Consider the following 23,001-nt stretch of genomic DNA (forward strand, 5'->3'; position numbering starts at 1 on the left):
TTCAAACGCTCTGGCGCAGTTGTGCGCCCCGCGAACCCGGATCCTCGCCATGTTACGAATCACTGAACTCAAGCTGCCAATCGACCATCCCGAAGAAGACCTGCGCCCTGCCATCGTGCAGCGCCTGGGCATCGCCAGCGATGATTTGCTCGATTTCACCTTGTTCAAGCGCAGCTACGATGCGCGCAAAAAGTCCTCCGAACTGTGCTTCATCTACACCATCGATCTCGAAGTGCGCGACGAGGCCAAGGTGTTGGGCAAGTTCGCCGACGACCGTAACGTCAACGTGGCGCCGGATGTCAGCTACAAGTTCGTCGGCCAGGCGCCAAGCGACCTGAGCCAGCGCCCGATCGTCGTCGGTTTCGGCCCATGCGGAATCTTCGCCGGCCTGCTGCTGGCGCAAATGGGCTTCAAACCAATCGTCCTCGAGCGTGGCACCGAAGTTCGTCAGCGCACCAAAGACACCTGGGGCCTGTGGCGTAAAAGCGTACTCAACCCCGAGTCCAACGTGCAGTTCGGCGAAGGCGGCGCGGGGACGTTCTCCGACGGCAAGCTGTACAGCCAGATCAAGGACCCGAAGTTCCTTGGCCGCAAAGTCCTGCACGAGTTCGTCAAGGCCGGCGCGCCGGAAGAAATCCTCTACGTCAGCAAGCCGCACATCGGTACGTTCCGCCTGACCGGTATGGTTGAAAACATGCGCGAGCAGATCCGTGAACTGGGCGGTGAAGTGCGCTTCCAGGAGCGCGTCACCGACGTGCTGATCGAAGACGGCCAACTGGTCGGCGTCGAACTGGCGAGCGGTGAAACCCTGCATTCGAAACACGTGGTTCTGGCCCTCGGCCACAGCGCCCGCGACACGTTCCGCATGCTCCACAGCCGTGGCGTGTTCATGGAAGCCAAGCCGTTCTCGGTGGGTTTCCGCATCGAACACCCGCAATCGCTGATCGACCGCGCGCGATTGGGCAAATACGCCGGCCACCCGAAACTCGGCGCTGCCGACTACAAACTGGTGCACCACGCCAAGAACGGCCGTTCGGTCTACAGCTTCTGCATGTGCCCGGGCGGCACCGTGGTCGCGGCGACGTCCGAGCCGAACCGCGTGGTCACCAACGGCATGAGTCAGTACTCGCGTAACGAGCGCAACGCCAACTCCGGCATCGTTGTCGGTATTACGCCGGAAGTCGATTATCCGGGCGGACCACTGGCCGGGATCGAGTTGCAGGAACGCCTGGAATCCCACGCGTTCATTCTGGGTGGCAGCGATTACAAGGCGCCGGCGCAACTGGTTGGCGACTTCATCAACGACATTCCATCGACCGAGTTGGGTGAAGTCGAGCCGTCGTACAAACCGGGGGTGGCGCTGGGTGATCTGGCCCTGGCCTTGCCGGAATTTGCGATTGAAGCGATTCGTGAAGCCTTGCCGGCGTTCGAGAAGCAGATTCGCGGTTACTCGCTGCACGATGCGGTGTTGACCGGGATCGAGACACGCACCTCGTCGCCGCTGCGCATTACGCGTAACGAAACGCTGCAGAGCATGAACGTGAAAGGCTTGTTCCCGGCCGGTGAAGGCGCGGGTTATGCGGGCGGGATTCTGTCGGCGGGTGTTGACGGGATTCGGATTGCTGAAGCTGTGGCGCGCGATATTCTCGGTCTGACTGACTAATCATCTGAAGCAATACAAAACCCTGTGGGAGCGAGCCTGCTCGCGAAAGCGGTATTTCAGTCAACTGATGATGTTGAATGAGATGACCCCTTCGCGAGCAGGTCGAATCGTCGCACCGTCGCTCCCACATTTGTTTTGTGTGTTTCTTTAGATATTGGCGCGCAGGACTGAGGTCGGCAGCAGCTCACCGCGCTCGGCACTCGCCGCCACCGCCTCGATCAACCCGCTCAACTCATAACCCTGCGCCTTCAGCCAATCCTGATCGTAATAGGTGTCGGCATACCGCTCGCCGCCATCGCACAGAATCGCCACGATCGACCCCGACTCTCCCGCCGCTTTCATCTGCTGCGCCGCCATCAACGCACCGATCAGATTGGTCCCACTGGACCCGCCAACATGCCGTCCCAGACGCTGCGCCAGATAATGCATGGCCGCCAGCGACAAGGCGTCCGGCACTTTGACCATCGCATCGATCACCTTGGGCAGGAACGACGCTTCGACGCGCGGCCGGCCAATACCTTCAATGCGCGAACCGCAATCCAGACGCAAACTCGCATCGCCGGTCTGGTAGTAATCGAAGAACACCGAACGCTCGGCATCGGCGCACAACACGCGGGTGCAATGCTGGCGGTATCGCACGTAACGACCGAGCGTCGCGGTGGTGCCGCCAGTGCCGGGGCTGGAGATCAGCCAGCTCGGTTCCGGGTGCTTCTCGTAACGCATCTGCTGGAAAATCGACTCGGCGATGTTGTTGTTCGCGCGCCAGTCGGTGGCGCGTTCAGCGTAGGTGAACTGATCAATGAAGTGGCCGCCATGCTCGCGGGCCAGGCGCTCGGACTCGGCGTAGATCTGCGTGGGATCTTTCACCAGATGGCTCTGGCCACCGTAGAAAGCGATCTGCGCGATCTTCTCTTTGGACGTGGTCGCCGGCATCACCGCAATAAACGGCAGACCGAGCATCCGCGCGAAATACGCTTCGGAAATCGCCGTCGAACCGCTGGACGCCTCGATGACCGGCGCGCCGGGTTTCAGCCAGCCGTTACACAGCGCATAGAGAAACAGCGAGCGGGCCAGACGATGTTTGAGGCTGCCGGTCGGATGGCTGGATTCATCCTTGAAATACAACTCGATGCCCGCAAAACCCGGTAGCGGCAAAGGGATCAGGTGGGTGTCGGCGCTGCGCTGAAAATCCGCCTCGATAATGCGGATGGCTTCGCGGGCCCACTGTCGGTTGTCGCTCATGGTGATGGTTCTCATTGAATCGGCAGGAGATGAAGCTGTTCGAAAGACTCACTCATCAGCTTAGGAAAAATCCTATAGCGCGCACAGATACAGCTGAGTCTCAATATGTCAGGCAACTGCTAGGCTCAGCGTGGCTTGAGCCAGACACCTTGTAACGACATATAACAAAAAAGAATATAACTTTTGTTTTAACAACTAACAGTACGGGTTAGGGTGTCCCACCTTTTGACTTTATCGATGGAGAGCGACCTTGCCTCTGCGTAGCACTTTCACGCGTTTCTTTCAGTTGGAAGCTGCCAGCGGTCTGTTATTGATCGCCGCAGCCATCCTGGCTTTGATTATCAACAACTCGCCACTGTCGTGGCTGTATACCGGCCTGCTCGACACTCCGGTGGTGGCGCAGATCGGTGCGTTGAAAATCGCCAAACCCCTGCTGCTGTGGATCAACGACGGTCTGATGGCGATGTTCTTCCTGCTCATCGGCCTGGAAGTGAAGCGCGAAGTCCTCGACGGCCAGCTGTCGAAACCATCACAGATCGTCCTGCCCGGAGCGGCCGCGATCGGCGGCATGTTGGTGCCGGCGCTGATCTACTGGTTCCTCAACCGTGACAATCCGGCAGCCCTCGACGGCTGGGCGATCCCGACCGCCACCGACATTGCCTTCGCCCTCGGCGTGCTGGCCCTGCTCGGCAAGCGCGTGCCGGTGTCACTGAAGCTGTTCCTGATGACCCTGGCAATCATCGATGACCTCGGCGCCATCGTGATCATCGCGATCTTCTACTCCGGTGAATTGTCGACGCTGTCGCTGGGCCTCGCGGCTGCGTGCATTGCAGCGCTGGTGGCGATGAACCGGCTAGGGGTGGTCAAGCTTGGGCCGTACATGATCATCGGTTTGATCCTCTGGGTTTGCGTACTCAAGAGCGGTGTGCACGCCACGCTGGCCGGTGTGACGTTGGCCTTCTGCATCCCGCTGCGCACTAAAAACGCCGAGCCGTCGCCGTTGCTGACCCTCGAACATGCGCTGCACCCATGGGTGGCCTACGGCATCCTGCCGCTGTTCGCCTTCGCCAACGCCGGCCTTTCACTGAGCGGTGTAACCGTCGAAAGCTTCACTCACCACGTGCCAATGGGCATTGCGGTAGGCCTGCTGCTGGGCAAGACCGTTGGTGTATTCGGCCTGACATGGCTGGCCGTGAAGATTGGCATCGCCACCCTGCCCCAAGGCGCCAACTGGGGTCAGGTGCTGGGCGTGGCGATCCTGTGCGGCATCGGCTTCACCATGAGCCTGTTTGTCGGTTCACTGGCGTTTGAGCCGGGTGTGAGTGATTACGCCGGGATGGACCGGATGGGAATTTTGACCGGGTCGATTCTGGCGGCGTTGATTGGTTATGCGGTGACGGCGGCGGCGAGTCGCCGGAATACTCTGAAAAACGCTTGAGACGCATTTTTCTACAAAAGTCGAGGCCCTTCTATCCAGAGGGGCTTGGCTCTCAACCTCGCAAGTGTGCTATATCTTTGGTCGACAGCCGCACCTTTTCAGCACCGATTCTGGAGTCATCCATGTCACGTAAAGCAGAAAAACGCCCAATGACGGACGATCAGATTTCCATACAGGAGTCTCGGATTCCGGACATCGCTCTGAAGGCATTCAGCAACGCCTACAGAATGGCGCTCGCCAATGGTGCTGCAGTGCTCGTTGCTAAAGATGGTCAGCTATTTGAAGTGACAGAGAAGAGTTCTGTTGCTTTGCGCACAATAGGCACCTACGGAAATCTGAAAAGCGGCACTCGCCTGCACATCAACAAATCCTCGAAACAGGTTATTTCTTGAGCACACCGAGAATACGGATATTCGCAGGCCCGAACGGGTCAGGAAAAAGCACCTTCAATCGACTGGTTCCAGCGCATTTGCTGGGACATTACATAAATCCTGATGACATAGAACGCTCAATCAAAGATACAGGGTATTTTGACTTCACCTCCTATCGCATCGAAGCTCACAAAGAAGACATCTTTGAATTCTTTCGTGAGCACGCTCTACTCAAGAAATCCCCTCACTCATTGGCAAAGCTGGATTCCCTGAAAATCGACGGTGAAAGGCTTAGCTTCGCAAATACTGTAATCGACTCCTACGTCGCATCAGCCCTTTCCGACTTCATACGAAGATCTTTGATCAAAGAGCGAATCAGCTTTACGTTTGAAACTGTCATGTCGTCCTCTGACAAGGTCAAACTGCTCGCCGAAGCTCATGCTTCCGGTTACCGGGTTTATGTTTACTACGTCGCTACCGCCGACCCTCAGATCAACATTGCCAGGGTTGCGTATCGTGTCAAACAAGGTGGGCATAGCGTTCCTCCTGAAAAGATAGAGGCACGGTACTGGAGATCTTTGGAGCTTCTGTCTGATGCCATCCTGACCTCCAACAGAGCCTACATTTTCGACAACTCGGATGAAGGTAGCGAAGGTCTCACGCAGATTGCGGAGATCACCGATGGCGATCTGATTGAGATCAAATCAGATACTCAGCCACCTTGGTTCAAAGAGTTCGTGCTCGACAAATTACTGTAGTGCGCTGAACAAATTTTTCCTGCGGGCTCAGTCCTCTGAGTCTCGAACAACAGCCAATCTACAAATCAGCATCCGTCGAACAATCCCCACGTCTTTAGCGACGCGTCCTACAGCCACCATTCTCCTGCTTCGTTAACGTTGCGCAGCCCTTTGCGAAGGGCTGTCGATGGATGAGCGAAAGGACGATCAGTGGCTGGCAATAAGGACATTCCCCGGGTTCAAAACCCACCGCAAGGCGACGGGCATCACGTCACCTACCGCTACATGACGGCCACGGAATTGGCCGAGCGCGAGGCCAGACAAAACGCTTACGACGCCATGCTGGCGCGGCAGGAGGCTTTCGAGCGCAGCCGTGAGGTGGCGGTTAAAAAGACAGAGTCCGTTCGTGCCGGCTGCGTATTCGCCAAGTCCTGCAAATTGCCGGATGCGATTATCGATTACGCCAGTCCTTCGGGGATGGTGCCGACGGACAGCCTGAAGGACTACGGCGACCTGATCCTGCTAGGCGCGCGTGAAGCCGATGAAAGCGGCGCAGTTCCTCTCAAGAAAATCGGCGCAACTGCTGTTCCGGCCGGATTTGGCAGTCTGGTTTTGGCGGGATCGGTGTTTGAAGCACTGCCCGCTGCTATATCTAGTGCGGCTGTTGCGCCTTTAGTTGGTTTGGTTGCGTTGTTTATGCCATCGAATCTTGGCGACAGTGCGCTGTATACCGACGAGCAGTTGCGTGGACTTGAACAGGCGCGAACCCGTGTTCGGCTGAGGGTCGAACAGCAGGCCGACGGCAGCCTGAAGGGCTACGGTTTCTACACCGGCAAGAATCGCGATTGGGAAATGGTTGATGTCGTGCAGTTCAAGTTGCGCGACAGCCAGTTCATTGCTGACTTGGGCGAAGGTGTGGAACTGATCTGGACGCCGGCTGTGGATGGCTCGGACATCCTTGGTATTCCCGCGCTGGAAGCTGCACCGCAGGCACCGCACATCTGGGTTTATCCGCCGACGAAAGCGGCAGAAGGGATTCTGGTTAACCCGGTTTATCCGCCGGAGTACCGAGACTTTATTCTGGTTTTTCCACCAGGTTCGTTGGTTCAGCCGGTATATATCGTAATCAATTCCCGAGCAGGGGATCACGAGTACCATCCGCCGCCTGATTTCCTGCCAGCCTTCCCTGATGCGAAAGTTGTGGGACGCAAAACAGCTGTTCAAGGGGGCGGCGCGAAACGCAAAAGATGGAAAACCGCTAAAGGGCTTATTCTTGAATGGGACTCGATGCATGGCGCTATAGAAAAGTATGACGCCAGAGGCAAACACATTGGCGAGTTCGATCCAAACACTGGCGAACCAACGTCTACAAAAAAGAACAAAAAATCGAAAAAAGGCAAGAAAAGGAGTATTGAGCCTTGAGATTCTTAGTAGAAGCTTTTGACAAAAAAACTGACTTCCAAACATCAGTAATTGAACTGCCCGAGAATTGTACCGAGCAACTCAAATCGATCATGGGTTGGAAAACAGAGCAGCAAGGTTGGGAAGGCTACGACCTCAATCAGCAACAGATCAAAGCCATTGAGGCACTGATTCAAAAGTCCATCGAAGATCCGCGCTATTACTTTCAACTGACGTGTAATGGACATTGAAACGCAAACAAAAACCCCGACCAGTCACCTGATCGGGGTTTTCTTTACCCTGAATTCCGCTTAGTGCGAAACGCGGCTGGTCCCGCCGACGGTGGAGATGCGCACGCGTTCGCCAACGCGGAACACTTCATTCTCCTGAACCTGCTGCACATAGGCACGCATGCTGCCGTCATCTTCACGTACGGTGATTTCCACGCCTTGGGTACGGGTCAGACCTTCTTCGGTCGCAGAGCCGATCAGACCACCCGCCACCGCACCAATGACCGCAGCAACGATGCTGCCCTTGCCGCCGCCGATGGCGCTGCCGCCGACGCCACCCACCGCTGCACCGGCGATGCCGCCGATCGGGGTTTTGGTGCCTTCGATTTTCACCGGGCGCAGGGATTCGATGGTGCCCATGCGAATCGTCTGCACGCGACGCGCTTCGTCACGGGAGTAGGAGTCACCGGTCAGGCTCGATTGGCAGCCGGTAAGCAACATCGCCATCGTGGAAAAGGAAGCAACCAGCAGAACAGACTTACGCATAGCATCAACTCCAAAGGAACATATATTCATTAAACTCCGTGGCATGACGCCTGTCACGACGCCGCCCGGATAAATTGGCTTTCATTCAGGCGCGGTACAGACGCCTGCAAGGTTTCCCAACAGTAGCGCCAAATTACCGATTCTGCGCCACGGACACCAAGGATTTTCATGGATTACTTCATCATCGTCGTCACCACGGCCGCCGGTCTGTACTTCCATTGGTGGTTGTACGTGCGGATCAAACGCTGGATGGATCGCGACCTGGCGTTGTCGCTGGCGGGCAAGGATGAAGGCAAACGCGCCTTCATGCTCGAACAGTTAGCGAATGCTCAGATGCAGAAGATCAAGCGCCGGGATCTGCCGAAGTGGCTGCAAGCCGCTGCGGCAGGCTATCCCGCTCGGTAGACTGCTTAAGGTGCCAGACGTTCAAGAATCCAGTCGGCGCCCTGCACACGGTAGTTGAGGCGATCGTGCAGACGGCTCGAACGGCCCTGCCAGAACTCGATGCGCTCAGGCAGCAAGCGATAACCGCCCCAGTGTTCAGGGCAGTCGGGTTGCGTGTCGGAGAAGCGCTGCTCGGTGGCCTTGAGCAAATCTTCCAGTTCACCGCGCCCGTTGATCACCCGGCTCTGCGGTGAAGCCCAGGCACCGAGGCGGCTGCCCAGTGGCCGCACCTGATAATACGCATCGGACTCAGCAGGCGTGACCTTCACCACCCGCCCTTCGATGCGCACCTGGCGTTCGAGGGTGGGCCAGAAAAAGGTCATGGCGGCGAACGGGTTGGCCGCCAGATGCTGGCCCTTGGCGCTGTCGTAGTTGGTGAAAAAGGTGAAGCCCTGCTCGTCCAGGCCCTTGAGCAGCAGAATGCGGCAATGCGGACGCCCATCCTTGTCGACCGTGGCCAGGGTCATGGCGTTGGCTTCCACCGGCGCCTGTTCGGTTTTCACCGCGTCGGCGAACCACTGGTGGAACAACGCAAACGGCTCGGCCGGGGCTTGCGCCTCGGTCAGACCATCCCGGGTGTAATCACGACGCATATCTGCCAGAGCCTGGGTCATGGCGCATTCCTTTTCGTTAGCGGATCACTTCTTGGTGGTATCAGTCGCGGCGACTTTCTTGTCGGTCGCGGCGGCTTTGGCTGGTGTGGTTTTCTTCGCTGGAGCCTTGGCCGGGGCCTTTTTAGCTGGCGCTTTGGCAGCGGCTTTCTTGGCCGGAGCCTTTTTGGTTGCCGGCACAGCGGCCTTTTTCGCCGCAGGAGCCGGGGTTACCGGTTTGGCGGCTGGCTTGACGTCCTGCGCCGCGACCATGGTCACTGGCTTCGGCGCTGGCATGTTGTACTTGCTCAACAGGGCCACCATGGTGTTCTGCGGAGTGACCAGCAGTTCGACACGACGGTTCAGGGCACGACCTTCAACGCTGTCGTTGGCGGCGCGCGGCGCTTCCGAACCCATGCCGCGCAACATCAGACGATCACGCTGCAAACCGCTGAGACGGAAGATTGCCGCAATGGCCTGGGCACGTTCCTGACTCAGCTTGATGTTGGCGGGCGCTGCACCACTGGAGTCACTGTGGCCCAAAACCAGGACGGCAGTTTTCGGGTCGGCTTCGAGAATTTTCGCCACGCGGGTGAACGGGCCGAGGGTAACCGGCAGCAACATGGCAGGACGGTCCGGGTTGAACGAGCCTTCAACCGGCGCGGTCACGACCAGCACGTTTTCACGGCGTTCGAGTTGCAGGTTGCTGTCCTTGACCGCTTCACGCAGGCGCGGCTCGTAGTCATCCAGCCAGGCTTGCGTGACTTTCGGATCGGGCATCGGCACCGCTTTAGTGGTCGGCTGATCCTTGCCGCCGAACGGCCACCACCATTTGCTGCCGGTGTCGGCGTCAGCCTTGGCCACGGCGACCGGTTTCCTGGCTTCAGGCGCTACTTCTGCCTTCATGTCAGCCTTGGCGGCTTCATCATCGGAACCGAACGGCCAGTACCAAGGGTTGCTGCTTTCAGTTTTGGCAACCGGTGCAGTCGCCGCCGGCTTCAAAGGCGCCGGAGCCGGCTCCTTGGCTGCCACTTTGTCGGAAGAGCCGAACGGCCACCAGCTGCCGCCGTCCGCATCGTTTTTTGGGGTCTGTGCACAACCGGTGATCGCTACACACAGGGCCAGGGCGAGGGTCTTTTTAGATGACATTGAAAATCCACAAAATGAAGTAATGAAAAATCAGAGCATTTTCGCCCGGATAAACAGCCGTTTTGAAACGAAAAACCGCTTGAGGTTCCGACCCTGGGACCTCGGATGAAACTTTACAGACAAGTGGCAAGCACCCGCGCGAGCTTCTGCGCGCGCGGATCCATCAAAACGTAAGGCCCAAGGGTATTTGTCACAAAACCGAAGGCAACATCATGCTCAGGATCAGCGAAACCGATGGAGCCACCCGCGCCCGGATGGCCAAACGCCTTAGGGCCGAGGCCATAAGTGGCATTAGGCACGTCCGGTTGATCGAGCATGCAGCCCAGACCGAAACGGGTCCGGGTCAACAGTGTCTTGTCTTCGCCGAGGCTGTGTTCGCGGGTCAGCTCTTCGAGCATGTCGCTTTCGAGCAGGCTGCCGTCGAGCAGACCCGCGTAGAAACCGGCCAGACTGCGTGCATTGCCGTGGCCGTTGGCCGCCGGTTGCTGCATTCGTCGCCATTCCGGTTTGTTGGTGCTGGTGAGCACTGAAGGTGGGTTGGTAAAAGCGCGGGTGGTCATGGCAGTCGGTTCGCGCAGGGTCACTTGCAGCAGACGTTGCGCGGCGGCATCGCCAACATTGCCCTTGCCGCGAGCGATGTGCGCGACGCGGTGGAATTCTTCGTCAGCCAGACCGACGTGAAAATCCAGGCCCAACGGCTTGGCCACACGCGCAAAGATGGATTCGCCCGGCCCACGACCGTCAGCGCGACGCAGTAACTCGCCGATCAGCCAGCCATAGGTGATTGCGGCATAACCATGGCCTGTGCCCGGCGTCCACCATGGCGCCTCGGCCGCAAGGGCATCGACCATGGTTTGCCAGTCATACAGTGCTTCCGGTGCGAGCAATTCACGCAGCGCCGGCAGACCGGCCTGATGACAGAGCAATTGGCGCAGGGTGATGGATTCTTTGCCGGCGGCGGCGAATTCCGGCCAGTAGCGGGCGACCGGGGCGTCCAGTTGCAGCTTGCCTTCACCGACCAGTTGCAGCGCGGTGACGGCGGTAAAGGTTTTGGTGCAGGAGAACAGGTTGGCAATGGTGTCGCTGTGCCAGGCCTCGGCGCCATCCTTGTCGGCAGTGCCGGACCAGAGGTCGAGAACGGTTTCTCCACCGACCTTGATGCACAGGGCTGCGCCGCGTTCCTGGGGATCGTCGAACAGTGCGGCGAAAGCTTCGCGCACCGCTTCGAATTGAAGCTCGTAATGTCCCTGAATCTGCACCCGCAACTCCCCCGCGAAAACACTCTACAAAGTGGCCCGCATTGTTCCAGCCCTTGAGGGATTTGGGAACAGCTGCGGGCCAGACGGTTAAAAGCCAAGTCAAAAGATCGCAGCCTGCGGCAGCTCCTACATGGATTGCGTTTCTCTGTAGGAGCTGCCGCAGGCTGCGATCTTTTTAAAGCATCACACGTTAGTGGCCATTGCCGGAATGTCCACCGGCATGCCCTGCCCCCGGCCCTTTGCCGGCCTCGCCTTTGCGCCCGCCCTCAGCCTCATGCCCCGCCGCTGCGGCCGCTTTCTCGGCCTCTTTGCCAAGCTGATCAATGGCCTGCAAATTGCTCTTGCGCACTGTCTCGACAAACCCCTGATACGGCAGATCCGTCACGCCCACCAGACCAAAGTGACCATTCTCGCCATCGAGCAGACGCCCGGTCACCGGTTGATCGAGATACTGGAACCAATGCACACCAACAATCGACGGTTCGCTCAAGGCTTGTTTGAGGAAGTTGGCGTATGCCGGGCCGCGATCTTCTTCTTTGGCCACTGGCGTGACGCCGCCCCAGAACGGGCCGCGATCCGCCGAGCCGAAGTTGAACTCGGTGATCAGTACAGGCTTGTCCAAAGCGCTCAGCGCGGCAAAGTCATAGCCGTCCTGCGGTTTCAGCGTGTACATGTTGAAGCTCAGCACATCGCAATACTGCGCGCAGGACGCCACGGCTTCCGGGGTGCTGATGGCGAAACGGCCGCCGAGCAGCAACTGGTTCGGCGCGTGCCATTTCAGCGAGTCGGAGATAGTTTTGAAGTACGTGTCGGCGAAGACCTTCTGGAAGTATTTGAAGTCCGCCTCGATTTCTGGATGCTCCGGGTTCGGCAGCGGCGGCACAAAACCCGGGTCTTCCATCAATTCCCACGCCGGCAGATCAATACCCCACGCCTTCGACAGCCCCGCCTGATTGCGGTACTTGTCGCGCAACTGTTTGAGGAACGCACGCTTGGCCGGCACATCGGTGGTCATCTTCAACGTGCCGTAGGCCAGCGCATAACGGGACTTCGGATCGTCACCGGGGCCGGCCCAGGCCAGTTCGTTGTCGGCGTAGTAGCCGATCAGCCACGGATCGTCGCGGTGATCGCGGGCGGCGATGGCGACTGCGCGCTCGGTGGCCATGGCGAAACGCGGATCGAACGGATCGGGCATACCGCCCCACCAGTCGCTGCCGGTGCTGATGCTGGTGTAGTCGCCGACAATCGACAGCGGCAAGGTGTACGGCACGCGCTCGGCATCCGTCAGAGAATCGGCACTCCAGTTGCCGACCGTGTTGAAGCCCCAGGCTTGCAGGCGATCAAGCGTGTGGCTGGCCCACTGTTGCTCATCGACAGTGGCCGTGCACGGCTCGGCAGCTTTTTCTGTCGTTGCTTGTACAGTCTCGGTCTTGGCGGCTTCAGCGACGCCGGACTTCGGCTCCGCAGGCGCAGAGACAGGTTCTGCGGACTTCACCGCTGCAGATTCCGCGGCTTCGGACTTGGCCGCTTCAGCGACGCCGGATTTACCTTCGCTGTCTGCTTTGCACGGGTCACCGTAAACACGCTGCAAGTTGGCGCCATAGAAGTCGTACCAGCGCCCGTTTGCATAACTCCGGCCTTGATCGACACCGTTGCCGCCACGGTTGTCGCCCTCGCCAAAATGCTTGGCCAAAGGTTCATCTGGTTTGGGCAAAGATTCGAACATGTACTCACGACCGGCCACGTAGGTCTGGTTGACCTGTGGGCTGACGGTATTCACGCCCAGCGAGTAAAACGGATGCCCCTCAGGCGTGACCAGATACCAGCGGCCGTCACGTTTTTCGGTACGGAAGAAACCGCTGGCCTTGAACGCAGGGCCTTTGTTCCAGCCGCCAAATTTGTCTAGCGAAGACTTTTCGCGCTCGGCCAGCCAGGCTTTCAGCTGTTGCTGTTCCTTGGTGGCGGCGGATTTCAGTTGTTCGTCACTGCTGATCTTTTCCGGCCATTTGCTGCGGGTCGATTGCCCGTAAGCATCGACCAGATTGCCGTACACCGCTTGGGTGACCGAGTCGCCGTCCTGCACACCGAAACGCTCGAGCAGCAAGCTCTGGGCAACCTTCGGCTGATCCATCGACAGGCTCACCGAAACCACTTGGCTGCGATCAATCTCGCCGCTGCTGCTGGCCAGCAGGATCCGTTGACCATCAACAGTCATGGGCATTGGCGGCCCGGCCTTCATGCCTTGGCTCAACGGTGTCGATGCCACCAGCGGCACCAGCAGGGTCTGCGCAGGACCGGCCGGCAGGTCGACGCGGCTGACCAGTGTACGGCCGTCGTTACTCTGGATCTGCACGTAGAGCGTCACCGCCCAGTCCATTGCGCTTTGCAAACGCAAAGTCATCATGCCCGACTGCGACCAGTCCCAAGCACCGGTCTGCGGCGTCAGACGCAAGGTCGGGCGCGCCACCGGATTGAACGTCACCCGGCGCAGCACTTCGCCCTCAGGTGTTTGCTCGGCGTTGGCTTGCGGCAAATCGGCATTTTCGGTCGCGACCTTGACCACGTCAGCAGGGCGAACAAAGTTGAACAGGGTCTGCTGACCCGCAGGCGCCGCGAACAGCGGCGTGGCGAAGATCAAAGCGAATACGGCAGGCAACGAACGGCGGATCATAAGAACGGAGTTCTCCCTAACGACCAACAATGGCCAATGGAAAAGCGATGGCAGAGAGATAGACAACACGGCGGGCAAAACTGCCCACCGTTGTCTCAGGATATTTCACGACGGAAAGGAGGCAACGCATTGAGGATCGCCTTGCCGTAGCGCTGGGTAACCAGGCGCCGATCGAGCAAAGTGATGGTGCCGCGGTCTTCTTCGGTCCGCAGCAGACGCCCACAGGCCTGGACCAGCTTCAGCGAGGCATCAGGCACGGAGATTTCCATGAACGGATTACCGCCACGGGCCTCGATCCACTCCGACAACGCCGCTTCGACCGGATCGTCCGGTACCGAGAACGGGATCTTGGCGATGACCACGTGTTCACAGTACGCGCCCGGCAAGTCCACCCCTTCGGCAAAACTGGCGAGACCGAACAGCACACTGGAATCACCGCCATCGACCCGCGCCTTGTGCTTGTTCAGGGTTTCCTGTTTCGACAGGTTGCCTTGAATGAACACTTGCTTGCGCCAGTCGCGGTCGAGGCCGTCGAACACGTCTTGCATCTGTTTGCGCGAAGAGAACAGCACCAAGGTGCCGCGCGAGCCTTCGACCAGATCCGGCAGCTCGCGGATGATCGCCGCCGTGTGCGCGGCGGCATCGCGCGGATCAGCCTTCAGATCCGGCACGCGCAACACACCGGCGTCGGCGTGATGGAACGGGCTCGGCACCACAGCGGTGACGGCTTTTTTCGGCAGACCGGCGCGCATGCGGAAGCGGTCGAAAGTGCCCAGCGCGGTCAGCGTCGCCGACGTTACGAGGCAACCGTAAGCGACATTCCACAGGCTACGGCGCAAGGTTTCCGCCGCCAGAATCGGACTGGCATTGACCTCGATATCGAACAGCGAACCGCTTTCGGCCAGGGTCAGCCACCGCGCCATCGGTGGGCTGTCCTCAGGATCTTCGGCGGTAAACGCTGTCCACAGCTCCCAGTTGCCGGAAGCACGCGACAACAGACTGCCGAACAACGGATACCACTCTTCGGCCTGATTGCTGGCAATGCCGATGTTGACCTCGCCGTCCATGCCTTCCTTGAGCAGGTCGGTCAGACGGGTGAACAGATCGTTGAGACGCGAGAAACCCTTCTTCAGCTCGATGCCCATTTCGCGCATGTGCTCGGGAATCACCCCGGCGACGAAACGATGACGCGGGCGCTCACGGCCCTCGACGTCTTCGCCGGGTTTGAAATCGGCGACCTGCTCACAGGCGCTGAACATGAACTGCTGCTGGGCCTTGATCTCCCGCGCCAGCTCCGGCACTTGTTCGATCAATTTGCCGAGATCGCCCGGTAGTGGGTGCTGGGCCAGCAGTTTGGTCAGGTTCTTGGCGGTGGTTTCCAGCCAGTCGGCGGTGGACCGCAGGCGCGTGTAATGGGCGAAGTGACCGATCGCCTTGTCTGGCAAGTGGTGGCCTTCGTCGAACACATAAATGGTGTCGCGTGGATCGGGAAGCACCGCACCGCCGCCCAATGCGAGGTCAGCCAGGACCATGTCGTGGTTGGTGACGATCACGTCAACCTTGCCCATGCCTTCGCGGGCCTTGTAGAAGGCGCACTGGCCGAAGTTCGGGCAATGACGGTTGGTGCACTGGCTGTGATCGGTGGTCAGGCGCGCCCAGTCGGCGTCTTCCAGCGCATTCGGCCAGCTGTCGCGGTCGCCGTCCCATTTATTGCCGGCAAGCTTTTCGATCATGCTGGTGAACAGCTTCTGACTGGCCTCATCGACCTCGATCTTGAAGCCTTCTTCTTCAAACAGCTGGGCGGTGGCGGTTTGCGCGTGGCCTTCCTGCAAGAGCATGTCGAGTTTGGACAGGCACATGTAGCGGCCACGGCCCTTGGCCAATGCGAAGCTGAAGTTCAGCCCGCTGTTGCGCATCAGGTCGGGCAAATCCTTGTAGACGATCTGCTCTTGCAGGGCCACGGTCGCGGTGGCAATCACCAGGCGCTTGCCCGCCAGTTTGGCGGTCGGGATCGCTGCGAGGCTGTAGGCCACTGTCTTGCCGGTACCGGTACCGGCTTCCACCGCAACAATTGCGGGGTCGCCACTGCGCCGGCCTTCGTCGTCGGTGTCGATATCCCCGAGGACTTTGGCGATTTCAGCGATCATCAGGCGCTGGCCGTAACGCGGCTTGAGGCTCTTGGCCTCTAGAAAACGCGAGTAGGCGCCCTGGATCGTGGTTTTGAGTTCAGTGCTGATCATGGATTGTCGGGCGCAAAAAACGCTGGATAAATTTTCAGTGGTTTCGGATGGCGGCTATCATACCCCGCTAATTAATCCCGCGCAGAACGGAGTGCCCCAATGACACCTTTTAGCCTCGTTTACCCCCTGCATGTGCTGTCCGCATTAGTGTGGGTCGGCGGTATGTTTTTCGCCTGGATGGTCCTGCGCCCGGCGGCTGTGAAGGCCCTCGATGGCCCAGCCCGACTGACCTTGTGGGTGGAAGTGTTTCAAGGTTTTTTCCGTTGGGTCTGGGTTGCGGTGATTCTGTTGCCGATCAGCGGTGTGGGCATGTTGCATTTGCAGCAGGTCGGGTTTGAGACCGCGCCGAAGTATGTGCAGGTGATGATGGGCTTGTATGTGGTGATGACGGCGCTGTTTATCCGGATTCAGGGTTTGATGCTGCCGGAGTTGCGTAAAGCGGTGAAAGCGAAGGACTGGCCGGCGGGTGCGGCAGTGTTGGGGCGGATTCGCCGGGTGGTGGGGCTTAATCTGATTGTCGGGCTGGTGCTGGTGGCGATTGCGGCGGCAAGGCCGTGATCGTTCCCACGCTCTGCGTGGGAATGCCTCAAGGGACGCTCTGCGTCCAGTGACGCGGAGCGTCACGGGCTGCGTTCCCACGCGGAGCGTGGGAACAATCAGTGATCTTACAAGCGCTGCACAGTCACAGCTCCCGCTGCCCCCACCGGCCCAGGCTGTCCATCCGCCCCGGCCTTGCCATTCTTGCCACCATCGGCGCGATACAACAGGCAGCCCTTGGACTTGCCACCCTTCCCTGCTTTACCGCCAACACCCGCCGGGCCGCCAGCGCCGCCAGCCACATTGACCTTGATCAGCTCAGCCGGAAACTCGCGCGGTACCTCAAGACGCACCAACGCCCCCGGTGCGCCCGGTTGGCCGTCGCTGCCGTTACTGCCATCAAAACCGTGCCCGGCCGAGCCATAAGTGCAGCCCGGGTCTTCACCATTACCGCCATCGAGGCCGACAAAACCAGGGGCACCGGTGCCGCCACGGGCATCGACCAACAGTTGTGGCGCGTTCAACGCCTTGAATTGCAGATTCAGATTGCGCCCGGCACGCGCGGCTTTTTCATAGCTACCCGGCGCGCCACGTGCGGTGATCTGGCTGCCTTCACTGAGTTCAGCGCGAGAGACTTTCATTTCCAGAGCCTGTTCGGCCGGGACAATGGCGATACGCGCTTCATGACCAAGACGCAACTCGCCCACGGTCAATTCGGTCACGTTGGACGGGATCAACAAGGTGCCGTAGTCGGCCACGTCCAGACGTTCAAGTTGCAAAGTGCTGGTGGTATTGGGCAAACGCATCAGCGAATTGGTTTCGACACTGACCACCTGGGCGCAGGCCAATGGGCTGATGAATGCAGCGAGCAAGCAGAGTTTACGCATGGGAAGAAGCCTCCGGAGCGGCCGGGGCCGGGATGGATTGCAGGTGGAAAACGCCGAACAACAGGATACGGCCACGGTCACGCCAAGGGTGCGGGCGACCTTTAAGGCTGCGATTGCACAGCAGCACTTCGAGCAGATGGATCAGCAACAACAGACCGCCGGCCAGATTGACCAGCAGATGCAGCGGATGTACGAACGGCACCAGTTGATTGGCCAGCACCACGAAACAGAACAGCAGGGTCAATAACCGCCCCAGCCCCCAGAACACCTTCATACGCTCCCCCGTGTTGCGAATTATTCTTTGGGCGCACAGTAACGGCTTCTGCGGGGGATAAGCCAGAGGCACAAATGAAAAAACTTCGCTGCGCCGCCAAATGGCTGCCGGAACGCCTTTTATAATCGTCCGGCAGCTCTAGCCTGCGTCCTACAGAGGCGTCCTAGCGATTGATGTGCAACTCCACGCGACGGTTCTGCGCGCGCCCTTCATCGGTTGCGTTATCGGCCACCGGTTCACTTTCTCCGCGCCCTTCGCTGGTGAGTTTGTTCGGTGCCAGCCCCTGACTCAGCAGATACGCCGCGACACTGCTCGCACGCCGCTCCGACAAAGCCTGGTTATACGCATCCGACCCTTTGCTGTCGGTGTGACCAACGACCTTGATGCTCACCACGTCGGCATTGCGCAGTTTGTCCATCAGCGTATCGAGCTGGGCTTTTGCCGCCGGGGTCAGGTCGGACTTGTCGAAATCGAACAGCACATTGCCGGCATCGCTGAGGGTGATGACTTCGGTTTGCGGTGCGGGCTCCGGCACTTTTTCCGTGACCGGGTACTGCGGCAGCGGACAACCACGGTGATCGACCGGGGTATTTTCCGGGGTGTCCGGGCACCGGTCGCGGCGGTCGAACACGCCATCGCCGTCTTCATCGCCGTCCTGGGCATAACAGATCAGTCCGCCGGTCAGAATGCCCAGCGCCGCGCCGCCGCCGGCCCAGCCGCCACTTTCAATGGCGCCGAGACCGCCACCGACCAGCCCGCCGATAAGGCTGCAGATCGGCCACGTACGTTGATTGAGGGGTGCAGTGCCATCGCTGTGGGTGGCGCAACCGGTGAGCAAGCTGCCTAGCAGCAGCACCGGCAAGACGGACCTTGAGAAAACAGTCATTGTGAAAGCTCCTGTGTCACCGGCCCATACCGGTTACACAGGAGTAAAGACCCGCATCCGCGACTGCACAAGGCGCGGATGCGAGAGGGGCTTAACGCTGGATTTTGATTTCGGTCCGACGGTTTTGCGCACGACCGTCAGCGGTTTTGTTGTCGGCCACTGGCTGGCTTTCACCCAGGCCGGACACCGAAACAAAGCTGGCGCGTGGCACACCTTGCTGAATCAAGTAATCCACCACCGAGTGAGCACGACGATCCGACAGTTTTTTGTTGTAGGCATCGCTGCCCACGCTGTCGGTGTGACCGGTCACGGTCAGTTGTGCAGTCGAGGATTCCTGTTTCAGGCGGGTGGCGACTTTGTCGAGCACTTGCTTGTCAGAGTTGGTCAGCGTGGCTTTGTCGAACTGGAAGTGAACATCGCGGATAACAATGGTTTCTTCCTTGACCACTACAGCTTCTTCAACCACTGGCGCAGGGGCCGGTGGAGGGCAACCGTCAGCGTCAACCTGCACGCCTTTAGGCGTGTGCGGGCACTTGTCGCGACTGTCCGGCACACCATCGCCATCTTCGTCGCCATCACCGTGCACCCAGCAATAGGCCGCCGCCGTGCCACCGACCAGCAACGCGCCGTAGCCGGCCCACGCCGAACTCTCGGTCGCGCCGAGACCGGCACCGACAACACCACCGACCGCCGCACAGGTCGGCCAGTCGGTTTTCTGCAAACCTGCGCAACCAGTCAACACACTGGTTAGCAGAATCAAAGGTAATGCTGTCCGAACTATGCTCATCTGGTTTTCTCCTGAGGGATCGGCTTAGAACCGATTCAGGGAGTAAAGACCGGAGTTTTAATCTCCGCCAGCAATAGGCCACCGCTGTTTGCGAGCGTGTTCACAGGACTTCGGCACATTTGCCGCAAACAGGCGGAACAGGGCGCTTTGCCGCCACCGTCAGGCAGGCTAGTCTTGGCGGTCTGATTGAGGAGCTTTGATGAACGTCGCCATTTCTTCCCGTACGCCGCAACAGGCGTTGGCCGCTTTGCTGGATCGCTACGCCCCGGCGCGTCTGCTGCTGATTGGCGCCAGTGAGTTTCCGGCCTTGAGCGCTTTTAAACAGGCGCACCCAGACACAACCGTGGCCCACGCGGCGCCAGGTGCCTTGCCCGCGGAACTGGCGGCTCAGCGTTTCGATCTGGCGCTGATAGTCGATTGCCTGGAACATTTGCCCAAGCGCGATGGCCTGAATTTGTTAGGCGGGATTCGCAATCTCAACGCCAGCCGCATCGCCGTCCTGGCAGACCTGTCGGCCAGCGGCTGGCAGGAAACCGACTTCTATTCACTGGCGCTGCAAGCCAGTGAACGCTTTCAACGCGACGATCAAGTGCTGACCCTGTTCACCTATGATCTGCTTGACTACAAACAAGTCCCTGACTGGCTCAACTCACGGTTCTGGGCCAATCCGGAAAACTTCGGGAAATACTGGTGGTAATGCAATGAGTACAGCCATTTGCCCGTGCGGCAGCGGCAATCTGCTGGAGGCCTGCTGCGGCCATTATCACGACGGCCAACCGGCGCCGTGCGCCGAGGCACTGATGCGTTCGCGCTACAGCGCCTACGTGCTGGGTTTGATCGATTATCTGGTGGCGACCACACTGCCCGTTCAGCAAGCGGGCCTGGATCGCCAGTCGATCAGCAACTGGAGCGCGCAGAGCACCTGGCTCGGCCTTGAGGTGGAGAGTTCGGAAGTCTTCGGCGGTCAGCCGGAACACGCCTTCGTCACCTTCACCGCACGCTGGCACGACGATCAGGGCGAACACAGCCACCGCGAACGCTCCTCGTTCGTGCAGAACGCCGGGCGCTGGTACTTCATTGATCCGACGGTGCAATTAAAGCTGGGGCGCAATGACAGTTGCCCGTGCGCCAGTGGACAGAAGTTCAAGAAGTGCTGTGCGGGGTATTTCGGCGCTTGAGGTTCAAGATCAAAAGATCGCAGCCTGCGGCAGCTCCTACACAGGATTTGCGTTTCCTCTGGAGCTGCCGAAGGCTGCGATCTTTTAGCGGCTAGACTGCCCGCAAAGGGAGTAAAACCATGCTCGGTCGCTGGCGCACACTACATTTTCTGTTTTTGATGCTGATCCTGAACCTCGGCGGCTGCGCGTCGTGGTTCAGCGATGACAGCGTCGACCCGGCCGTGCATCTGGTGAAGGTCGAAGTGGTGCGCGCCAAACTGCTCGAACAGAAATTCATCCTGCACTTTCGCATCGACAACCCCAACGACAGCGACCTGACCGTGCGCGGCCTCGAATACCGCATTCATCTGGCCGACATGCTGCTGGCCGAAGGCGAGCATGAGCACTGGTTCACCGTTGGACCCAAGCGCAGTGCCTACTTCAAAGTGCCGATCCGCACCAACCTGTGGCCGAAGGTCAAAGACGTGGTGAAAATACTGAAAAATCCGAACCAGCAGATTCCCTATCGTTTGCAGGGCGAAATGGAAACCGGTTTATTCATCGCCCACTACGTGCACCTTGAGCGCAATGGCGTGATAATCCCCGCCGATTTAATTCCGGAGCAACACCGATGACCCAGCAACCTCATGTCCATGGCCCTGACTGCAACCACGATCATGACCATCATCACGAGCATGACCATGGCCACGTTCACGGCCCGAACTGCGGCCACGCCCACCAGGAACCGGTGCGCAACGCCCTGAAAGACGTCGGCCGCAACGATCCTTGCCCATGCGGCAACGGCAAGAAATTCAAGAAGTGCCACGGCGCGTGATGCCTTGGGCGAAGCCCCTCTTCGCCTGACCTGCCGCCTTCGCGAGCAAGCTCGCTCCCACAGTGACCGCGTTCCCTCAGCAGGAATGCAATTATTGCAGGAGTGAGCCTGCTCGCGATGAGGCCCGCACATCCAACATCGTTGTCGCCTGAGCGGGTTTCTTCAGCTGGAATGCAATCCCCTGTGGGAGCGAGCCTGCTCGCGAAGGGGCCGGCACATTCACTGAGTCATTTTCAGCCTGCTGCCAAAATCTGTGCACAGCTGACCACCGTCGCATACTCGCCGTGCAAATTCCCCAGCGACATCCCGTGCACCTCTTCCGCCGTGCGCAATGTGCCGAAATAATCGGCCTTGTCGAAGGTGAAACAGGCATCCTCCGCCACCCACGCATCAAACCCCAGATTCCCCGCCGTACGCGCCGTTGACTCCACTGAGTTGTTCGTCGCCACACCGACAATGATCAACTGCGAGATGCCCGCCTCGCGCAACCGCGCCTCTAATCCAGTGGCACAAAATGCATCCGTCACCTGCTTCTGAATCAGCCATTCGCCATCCAGCGGCAAAAACCTCTCCTGAAACTCCACCCCTTCCTGCTCCGGCCAAAACACCGAATCCGGTTCACGCGACAGATGTTGCACATGAATCACCGGCCTTGCACTGTGGCGCCAGAGCCCCAGCAGATCCAGGATTCGCGCTTCTGCCTGCGGATTATTGCGCCGCCCCAAACGCGGCTGCAGGATGCCTTTTTGCTGGTCGATGATGATCAGTGCAGCGTTGGCCTGAAGCTCCATGGCGATTTTTCTCACGCGGGGTCATTGAATTTTGCGCAGTTCAGCATCACCTCTTCCTGTTAAGCAAGCTATCGAACGCACACGGGACGACCTGACGCCGGCGTTTGCTGTCCGCACGCAAGTCCATTTCTGCTTTGGAGTTCTCCATGATCGACCTGTATTACTGGACCACCCCCAACGGCCACAAGATCTCTCTGTTCCTCGAAGAAGCCGGCCTGCCGTACAACGTGCACCCGATCAACATCGGTCAGGGTGAGCAGTTTCAGCCACACTTTCTGAAAATCGCCCCGAACAACCGCATCCCGGCCATCGTCGATCATGAACCGGCCGATGGCGGCGAACCGTTGTCGCTGTTCGAATCCGGGGCGATTCTTTTGTATCTGGCGGAGAAGACCGGGAAATTTCTGCCCCAAGACCTGCGCGGTCGGCAAACGGCGCTGCAATGGCTGTTCTGGCAAATGGGCGGACTGGGGCCGATGGCCGGGCAGAATCACCACTTCAGCCAGTTCGCCCCGGAGAAAATCCCCTACGCGATCAAGCGCTACATCGACGAGACCGCGCGGTTGTATGGCGTATTGAACAAGCAACTGGCTGATAACGAATTCGTCGCCGGCAGCGAATACAGCATTGCCGACATGGCGATCTATCCGTGGATCGTCTCGCACAAATGGCAAAGCCAGAACCTTGAAGACTTCCCGCATGTGCAGCGCTGGTTCAACCGCATCAAGGATCGCCCGGCGACGGTGAAGGCCTACGCGTTGGTGCAGAAAATCAATCCACCGAAGGCTTGATTGAACGGCAAAAGATCGCAGCCTTCGGCATCTCCTACAGGGGAATGCATGCTTATATAGGAGCTGCCGCAGGCT

Annotated in this window: 25 protein-coding genes; 13 read left to right on the top strand and 12 right to left on the bottom strand. The window is 59.2% G+C overall.

The genetic code is table 11. The features are described from left to right. The first annotated feature begins 49 nt into the window (after window positions 1-49). Window positions 50-1,663 carry an NAD(P)/FAD-dependent oxidoreductase gene (locus ACWR1S_RS20305; protein WP_454564731.1) on the top strand — a complete coding sequence of 538 codons (1,614 nt, stop codon included), beginning with the start codon at window positions 50-52 and terminating at the stop codon, window positions 1,661-1,663. Window positions 1,664-1,810: 147 nt separating this feature from the next. Here the strand turns inward: ACWR1S_RS20305 and ACWR1S_RS20310 are convergent, their stop codons facing one another. Then, window positions 1,811-2,905: a PLP-dependent cysteine synthase family protein gene (locus ACWR1S_RS20310; protein ID WP_454564732.1), complete on the bottom strand. Its 1,095-nt coding sequence runs from the start codon at window positions 2,903-2,905 to the stop codon at window positions 1,811-1,813. A 250-nt stretch (window positions 2,906-3,155) separates the two neighbouring features. On the opposite strand from ACWR1S_RS20310, the gene nhaA reads away from it, so the two are divergent. The 5 genes from nhaA (at window position 3,156) to ACWR1S_RS20335 (ending at window position 7,103) form a co-directional block, all read left to right on the top strand. After that, complete coding sequence (nhaA, locus tag ACWR1S_RS20315; protein ID WP_122608760.1) at window positions 3,156-4,343, top strand: Na+/H+ antiporter NhaA; 1,188 nt, start codon at window positions 3,156-3,158, stop codon at window positions 4,341-4,343. 122 nt (window positions 4,344-4,465) lie between these two features. Further along, entirely contained in the window at window positions 4,466-4,735 is a 270-nt protein-coding gene (locus tag ACWR1S_RS20320; RefSeq protein WP_034154984.1) for a hypothetical protein, read from the top strand. After that, a complete protein-coding gene (locus ACWR1S_RS20325) occupies window positions 4,732-5,472 on the top strand; it encodes a zeta toxin family protein (protein WP_454564733.1) in 741 nt (246 codons plus the stop codon). Before ACWR1S_RS20320 ends, ACWR1S_RS20325 begins: the two co-directional genes overlap by 4 nt. A gap of 189 nt (window positions 5,473-5,661) precedes the next feature. Further along, window positions 5,662-6,873 carry a colicin E3/pyocin S6 family cytotoxin gene (locus tag ACWR1S_RS20330; RefSeq protein WP_454564734.1) on the top strand — a complete coding sequence of 404 codons (1,212 nt, stop codon included), beginning with the start codon at window positions 5,662-5,664 and terminating at the stop codon, window positions 6,871-6,873. Next, window positions 6,870-7,103: a DUF7683 domain-containing protein gene (locus ACWR1S_RS20335; protein WP_095119200.1), complete on the top strand. Its 234-nt coding sequence runs from the start codon at window positions 6,870-6,872 to the stop codon at window positions 7,101-7,103. Before ACWR1S_RS20330 ends, ACWR1S_RS20335 begins: the two co-directional genes overlap by 4 nt. A gap of 60 nt (window positions 7,104-7,163) precedes the next feature. Here the strand turns inward: ACWR1S_RS20335 and ACWR1S_RS20340 are convergent, their stop codons facing one another. Beyond that, window positions 7,164-7,628 (bottom strand): outer membrane lipoprotein, encoded by a 465-nt coding sequence (locus ACWR1S_RS20340; protein WP_008086349.1) that lies wholly within the window; start codon window positions 7,626-7,628, stop codon window positions 7,164-7,166. Between the two features lie 168 nt (window positions 7,629-7,796). On the opposite strand from ACWR1S_RS20340, the gene ACWR1S_RS20345 reads away from it, so the two are divergent. Further along, complete coding sequence (locus ACWR1S_RS20345; protein ID WP_454564735.1) at window positions 7,797-8,033, top strand: hypothetical protein; 237 nt, start codon at window positions 7,797-7,799, stop codon at window positions 8,031-8,033. 5 nt (window positions 8,034-8,038) lie between these two features. Here the strand turns inward: ACWR1S_RS20345 and pdxH are convergent, their stop codons facing one another. From pdxH to dinG, 5 genes are all read right to left on the bottom strand, one after another. Next, entirely contained in the window at window positions 8,039-8,686 is a 648-nt protein-coding gene (gene pdxH / locus ACWR1S_RS20350; protein ID WP_454564736.1) for a pyridoxamine 5'-phosphate oxidase, read from the bottom strand. 24 nt (window positions 8,687-8,710) lie between these two features. Beyond that, window positions 8,711-9,811 (bottom strand): OmpA family protein, encoded by a 1,101-nt coding sequence (locus ACWR1S_RS20355; protein ID WP_454564737.1) that lies wholly within the window; start codon window positions 9,809-9,811, stop codon window positions 8,711-8,713. 113 nt (window positions 9,812-9,924) lie between these two features. Beyond that, the gene (locus ACWR1S_RS20360; RefSeq protein WP_454564738.1) at window positions 9,925-11,070 is read right to left on the bottom strand and encodes a serine hydrolase domain-containing protein; all 1,146 of its coding nucleotides are present in this window, start codon (window positions 11,068-11,070) and stop codon (window positions 9,925-9,927) included. Between the two features lie 190 nt (window positions 11,071-11,260). Beyond that, complete coding sequence (locus ACWR1S_RS20365) at window positions 11,261-13,741, bottom strand: beta-galactosidase (RefSeq protein WP_454564739.1); 2,481 nt, start codon at window positions 13,739-13,741, stop codon at window positions 11,261-11,263. A gap of 95 nt (window positions 13,742-13,836) precedes the next feature. Beyond that, on the bottom strand, window positions 13,837-15,981 hold the full coding sequence (gene dinG / locus ACWR1S_RS20370) for an ATP-dependent DNA helicase DinG (protein ID WP_038358136.1): 2,145 nt from the start codon (window positions 15,979-15,981) through the stop codon (window positions 13,837-13,839). 99 nt (window positions 15,982-16,080) lie between these two features. On the opposite strand from dinG, the gene ACWR1S_RS20375 reads away from it, so the two are divergent. Beyond that, the gene (locus ACWR1S_RS20375; protein ID WP_454564740.1) at window positions 16,081-16,539 is read left to right on the top strand and encodes a CopD family protein; all 459 of its coding nucleotides are present in this window, start codon (window positions 16,081-16,083) and stop codon (window positions 16,537-16,539) included. A 107-nt stretch (window positions 16,540-16,646) separates the two neighbouring features. Here the strand turns inward: ACWR1S_RS20375 and ACWR1S_RS20380 are convergent, their stop codons facing one another. From ACWR1S_RS20380 to ACWR1S_RS20395, 4 genes are all read right to left on the bottom strand, one after another. Next, window positions 16,647-17,405 carry a collagen-like protein gene (locus tag ACWR1S_RS20380; protein ID WP_454564741.1) on the bottom strand — a complete coding sequence of 253 codons (759 nt, stop codon included), beginning with the start codon at window positions 17,403-17,405 and terminating at the stop codon, window positions 16,647-16,649. Next, the gene (locus tag ACWR1S_RS20385; RefSeq protein ID WP_454564742.1) at window positions 17,398-17,679 is read right to left on the bottom strand and encodes a DUF1145 domain-containing protein; all 282 of its coding nucleotides are present in this window, start codon (window positions 17,677-17,679) and stop codon (window positions 17,398-17,400) included. Before ACWR1S_RS20385 ends, ACWR1S_RS20380 begins: the two co-directional genes overlap by 8 nt. A gap of 163 nt (window positions 17,680-17,842) precedes the next feature. Further along, the gene (locus tag ACWR1S_RS20390; RefSeq protein ID WP_034154971.1) at window positions 17,843-18,565 is read right to left on the bottom strand and encodes an OmpA family protein; all 723 of its coding nucleotides are present in this window, start codon (window positions 18,563-18,565) and stop codon (window positions 17,843-17,845) included. A gap of 91 nt (window positions 18,566-18,656) precedes the next feature. Continuing rightward, window positions 18,657-19,352: an OmpA family protein gene (locus ACWR1S_RS20395; RefSeq protein ID WP_454564743.1), complete on the bottom strand. Its 696-nt coding sequence runs from the start codon at window positions 19,350-19,352 to the stop codon at window positions 18,657-18,659. Between the two features lie 199 nt (window positions 19,353-19,551). On the opposite strand from ACWR1S_RS20395, the gene ACWR1S_RS20400 reads away from it, so the two are divergent. The 4 genes from ACWR1S_RS20400 to ACWR1S_RS20415 all read left to right on the top strand — a co-directional run bounded on the left by ACWR1S_RS20400 (window position 19,552) and on the right by ACWR1S_RS20415 (window position 21,344). Next, window positions 19,552-20,049: a DUF6231 family protein gene (locus tag ACWR1S_RS20400; RefSeq protein WP_454564744.1), complete on the top strand. Its 498-nt coding sequence runs from the start codon at window positions 19,552-19,554 to the stop codon at window positions 20,047-20,049. Window positions 20,050-20,053: 4 nt separating this feature from the next. Continuing rightward, window positions 20,054-20,530 carry a YchJ family protein gene (locus ACWR1S_RS20405; RefSeq protein WP_454564745.1) on the top strand — a complete coding sequence of 159 codons (477 nt, stop codon included), beginning with the start codon at window positions 20,054-20,056 and terminating at the stop codon, window positions 20,528-20,530. A 119-nt stretch (window positions 20,531-20,649) separates the two neighbouring features. Next, a complete protein-coding gene (locus tag ACWR1S_RS20410) occupies window positions 20,650-21,144 on the top strand; it encodes an LEA type 2 family protein (protein ID WP_454564746.1) in 495 nt (164 codons plus the stop codon). Next, a complete protein-coding gene (locus ACWR1S_RS20415) occupies window positions 21,141-21,344 on the top strand; it encodes an SEC-C metal-binding domain-containing protein (protein WP_034154967.1) in 204 nt (67 codons plus the stop codon). The genes ACWR1S_RS20410 and ACWR1S_RS20415 overlap by 4 nt, the downstream gene beginning before the upstream one ends. A gap of 233 nt (window positions 21,345-21,577) precedes the next feature. Here ACWR1S_RS20415 and ACWR1S_RS20420 read toward each other — a convergent pair whose 3' ends face one another. After that, window positions 21,578-22,135, bottom strand: a complete 558-nt coding sequence (locus ACWR1S_RS20420) for a cysteine hydrolase family protein (protein ID WP_454564758.1) — start codon at window positions 22,133-22,135, stop codon at window positions 21,578-21,580. A gap of 146 nt (window positions 22,136-22,281) precedes the next feature. On the opposite strand from ACWR1S_RS20420, the gene ACWR1S_RS20425 reads away from it, so the two are divergent. Continuing rightward, window positions 22,282-22,926 carry a glutathione binding-like protein gene (locus ACWR1S_RS20425; protein ID WP_454564747.1) on the top strand — a complete coding sequence of 215 codons (645 nt, stop codon included), beginning with the start codon at window positions 22,282-22,284 and terminating at the stop codon, window positions 22,924-22,926. Window positions 22,927-23,001 lie beyond the last annotated feature (75 nt).

The organism is Pseudomonas sp. AIG, assembly GCF_977020205.1.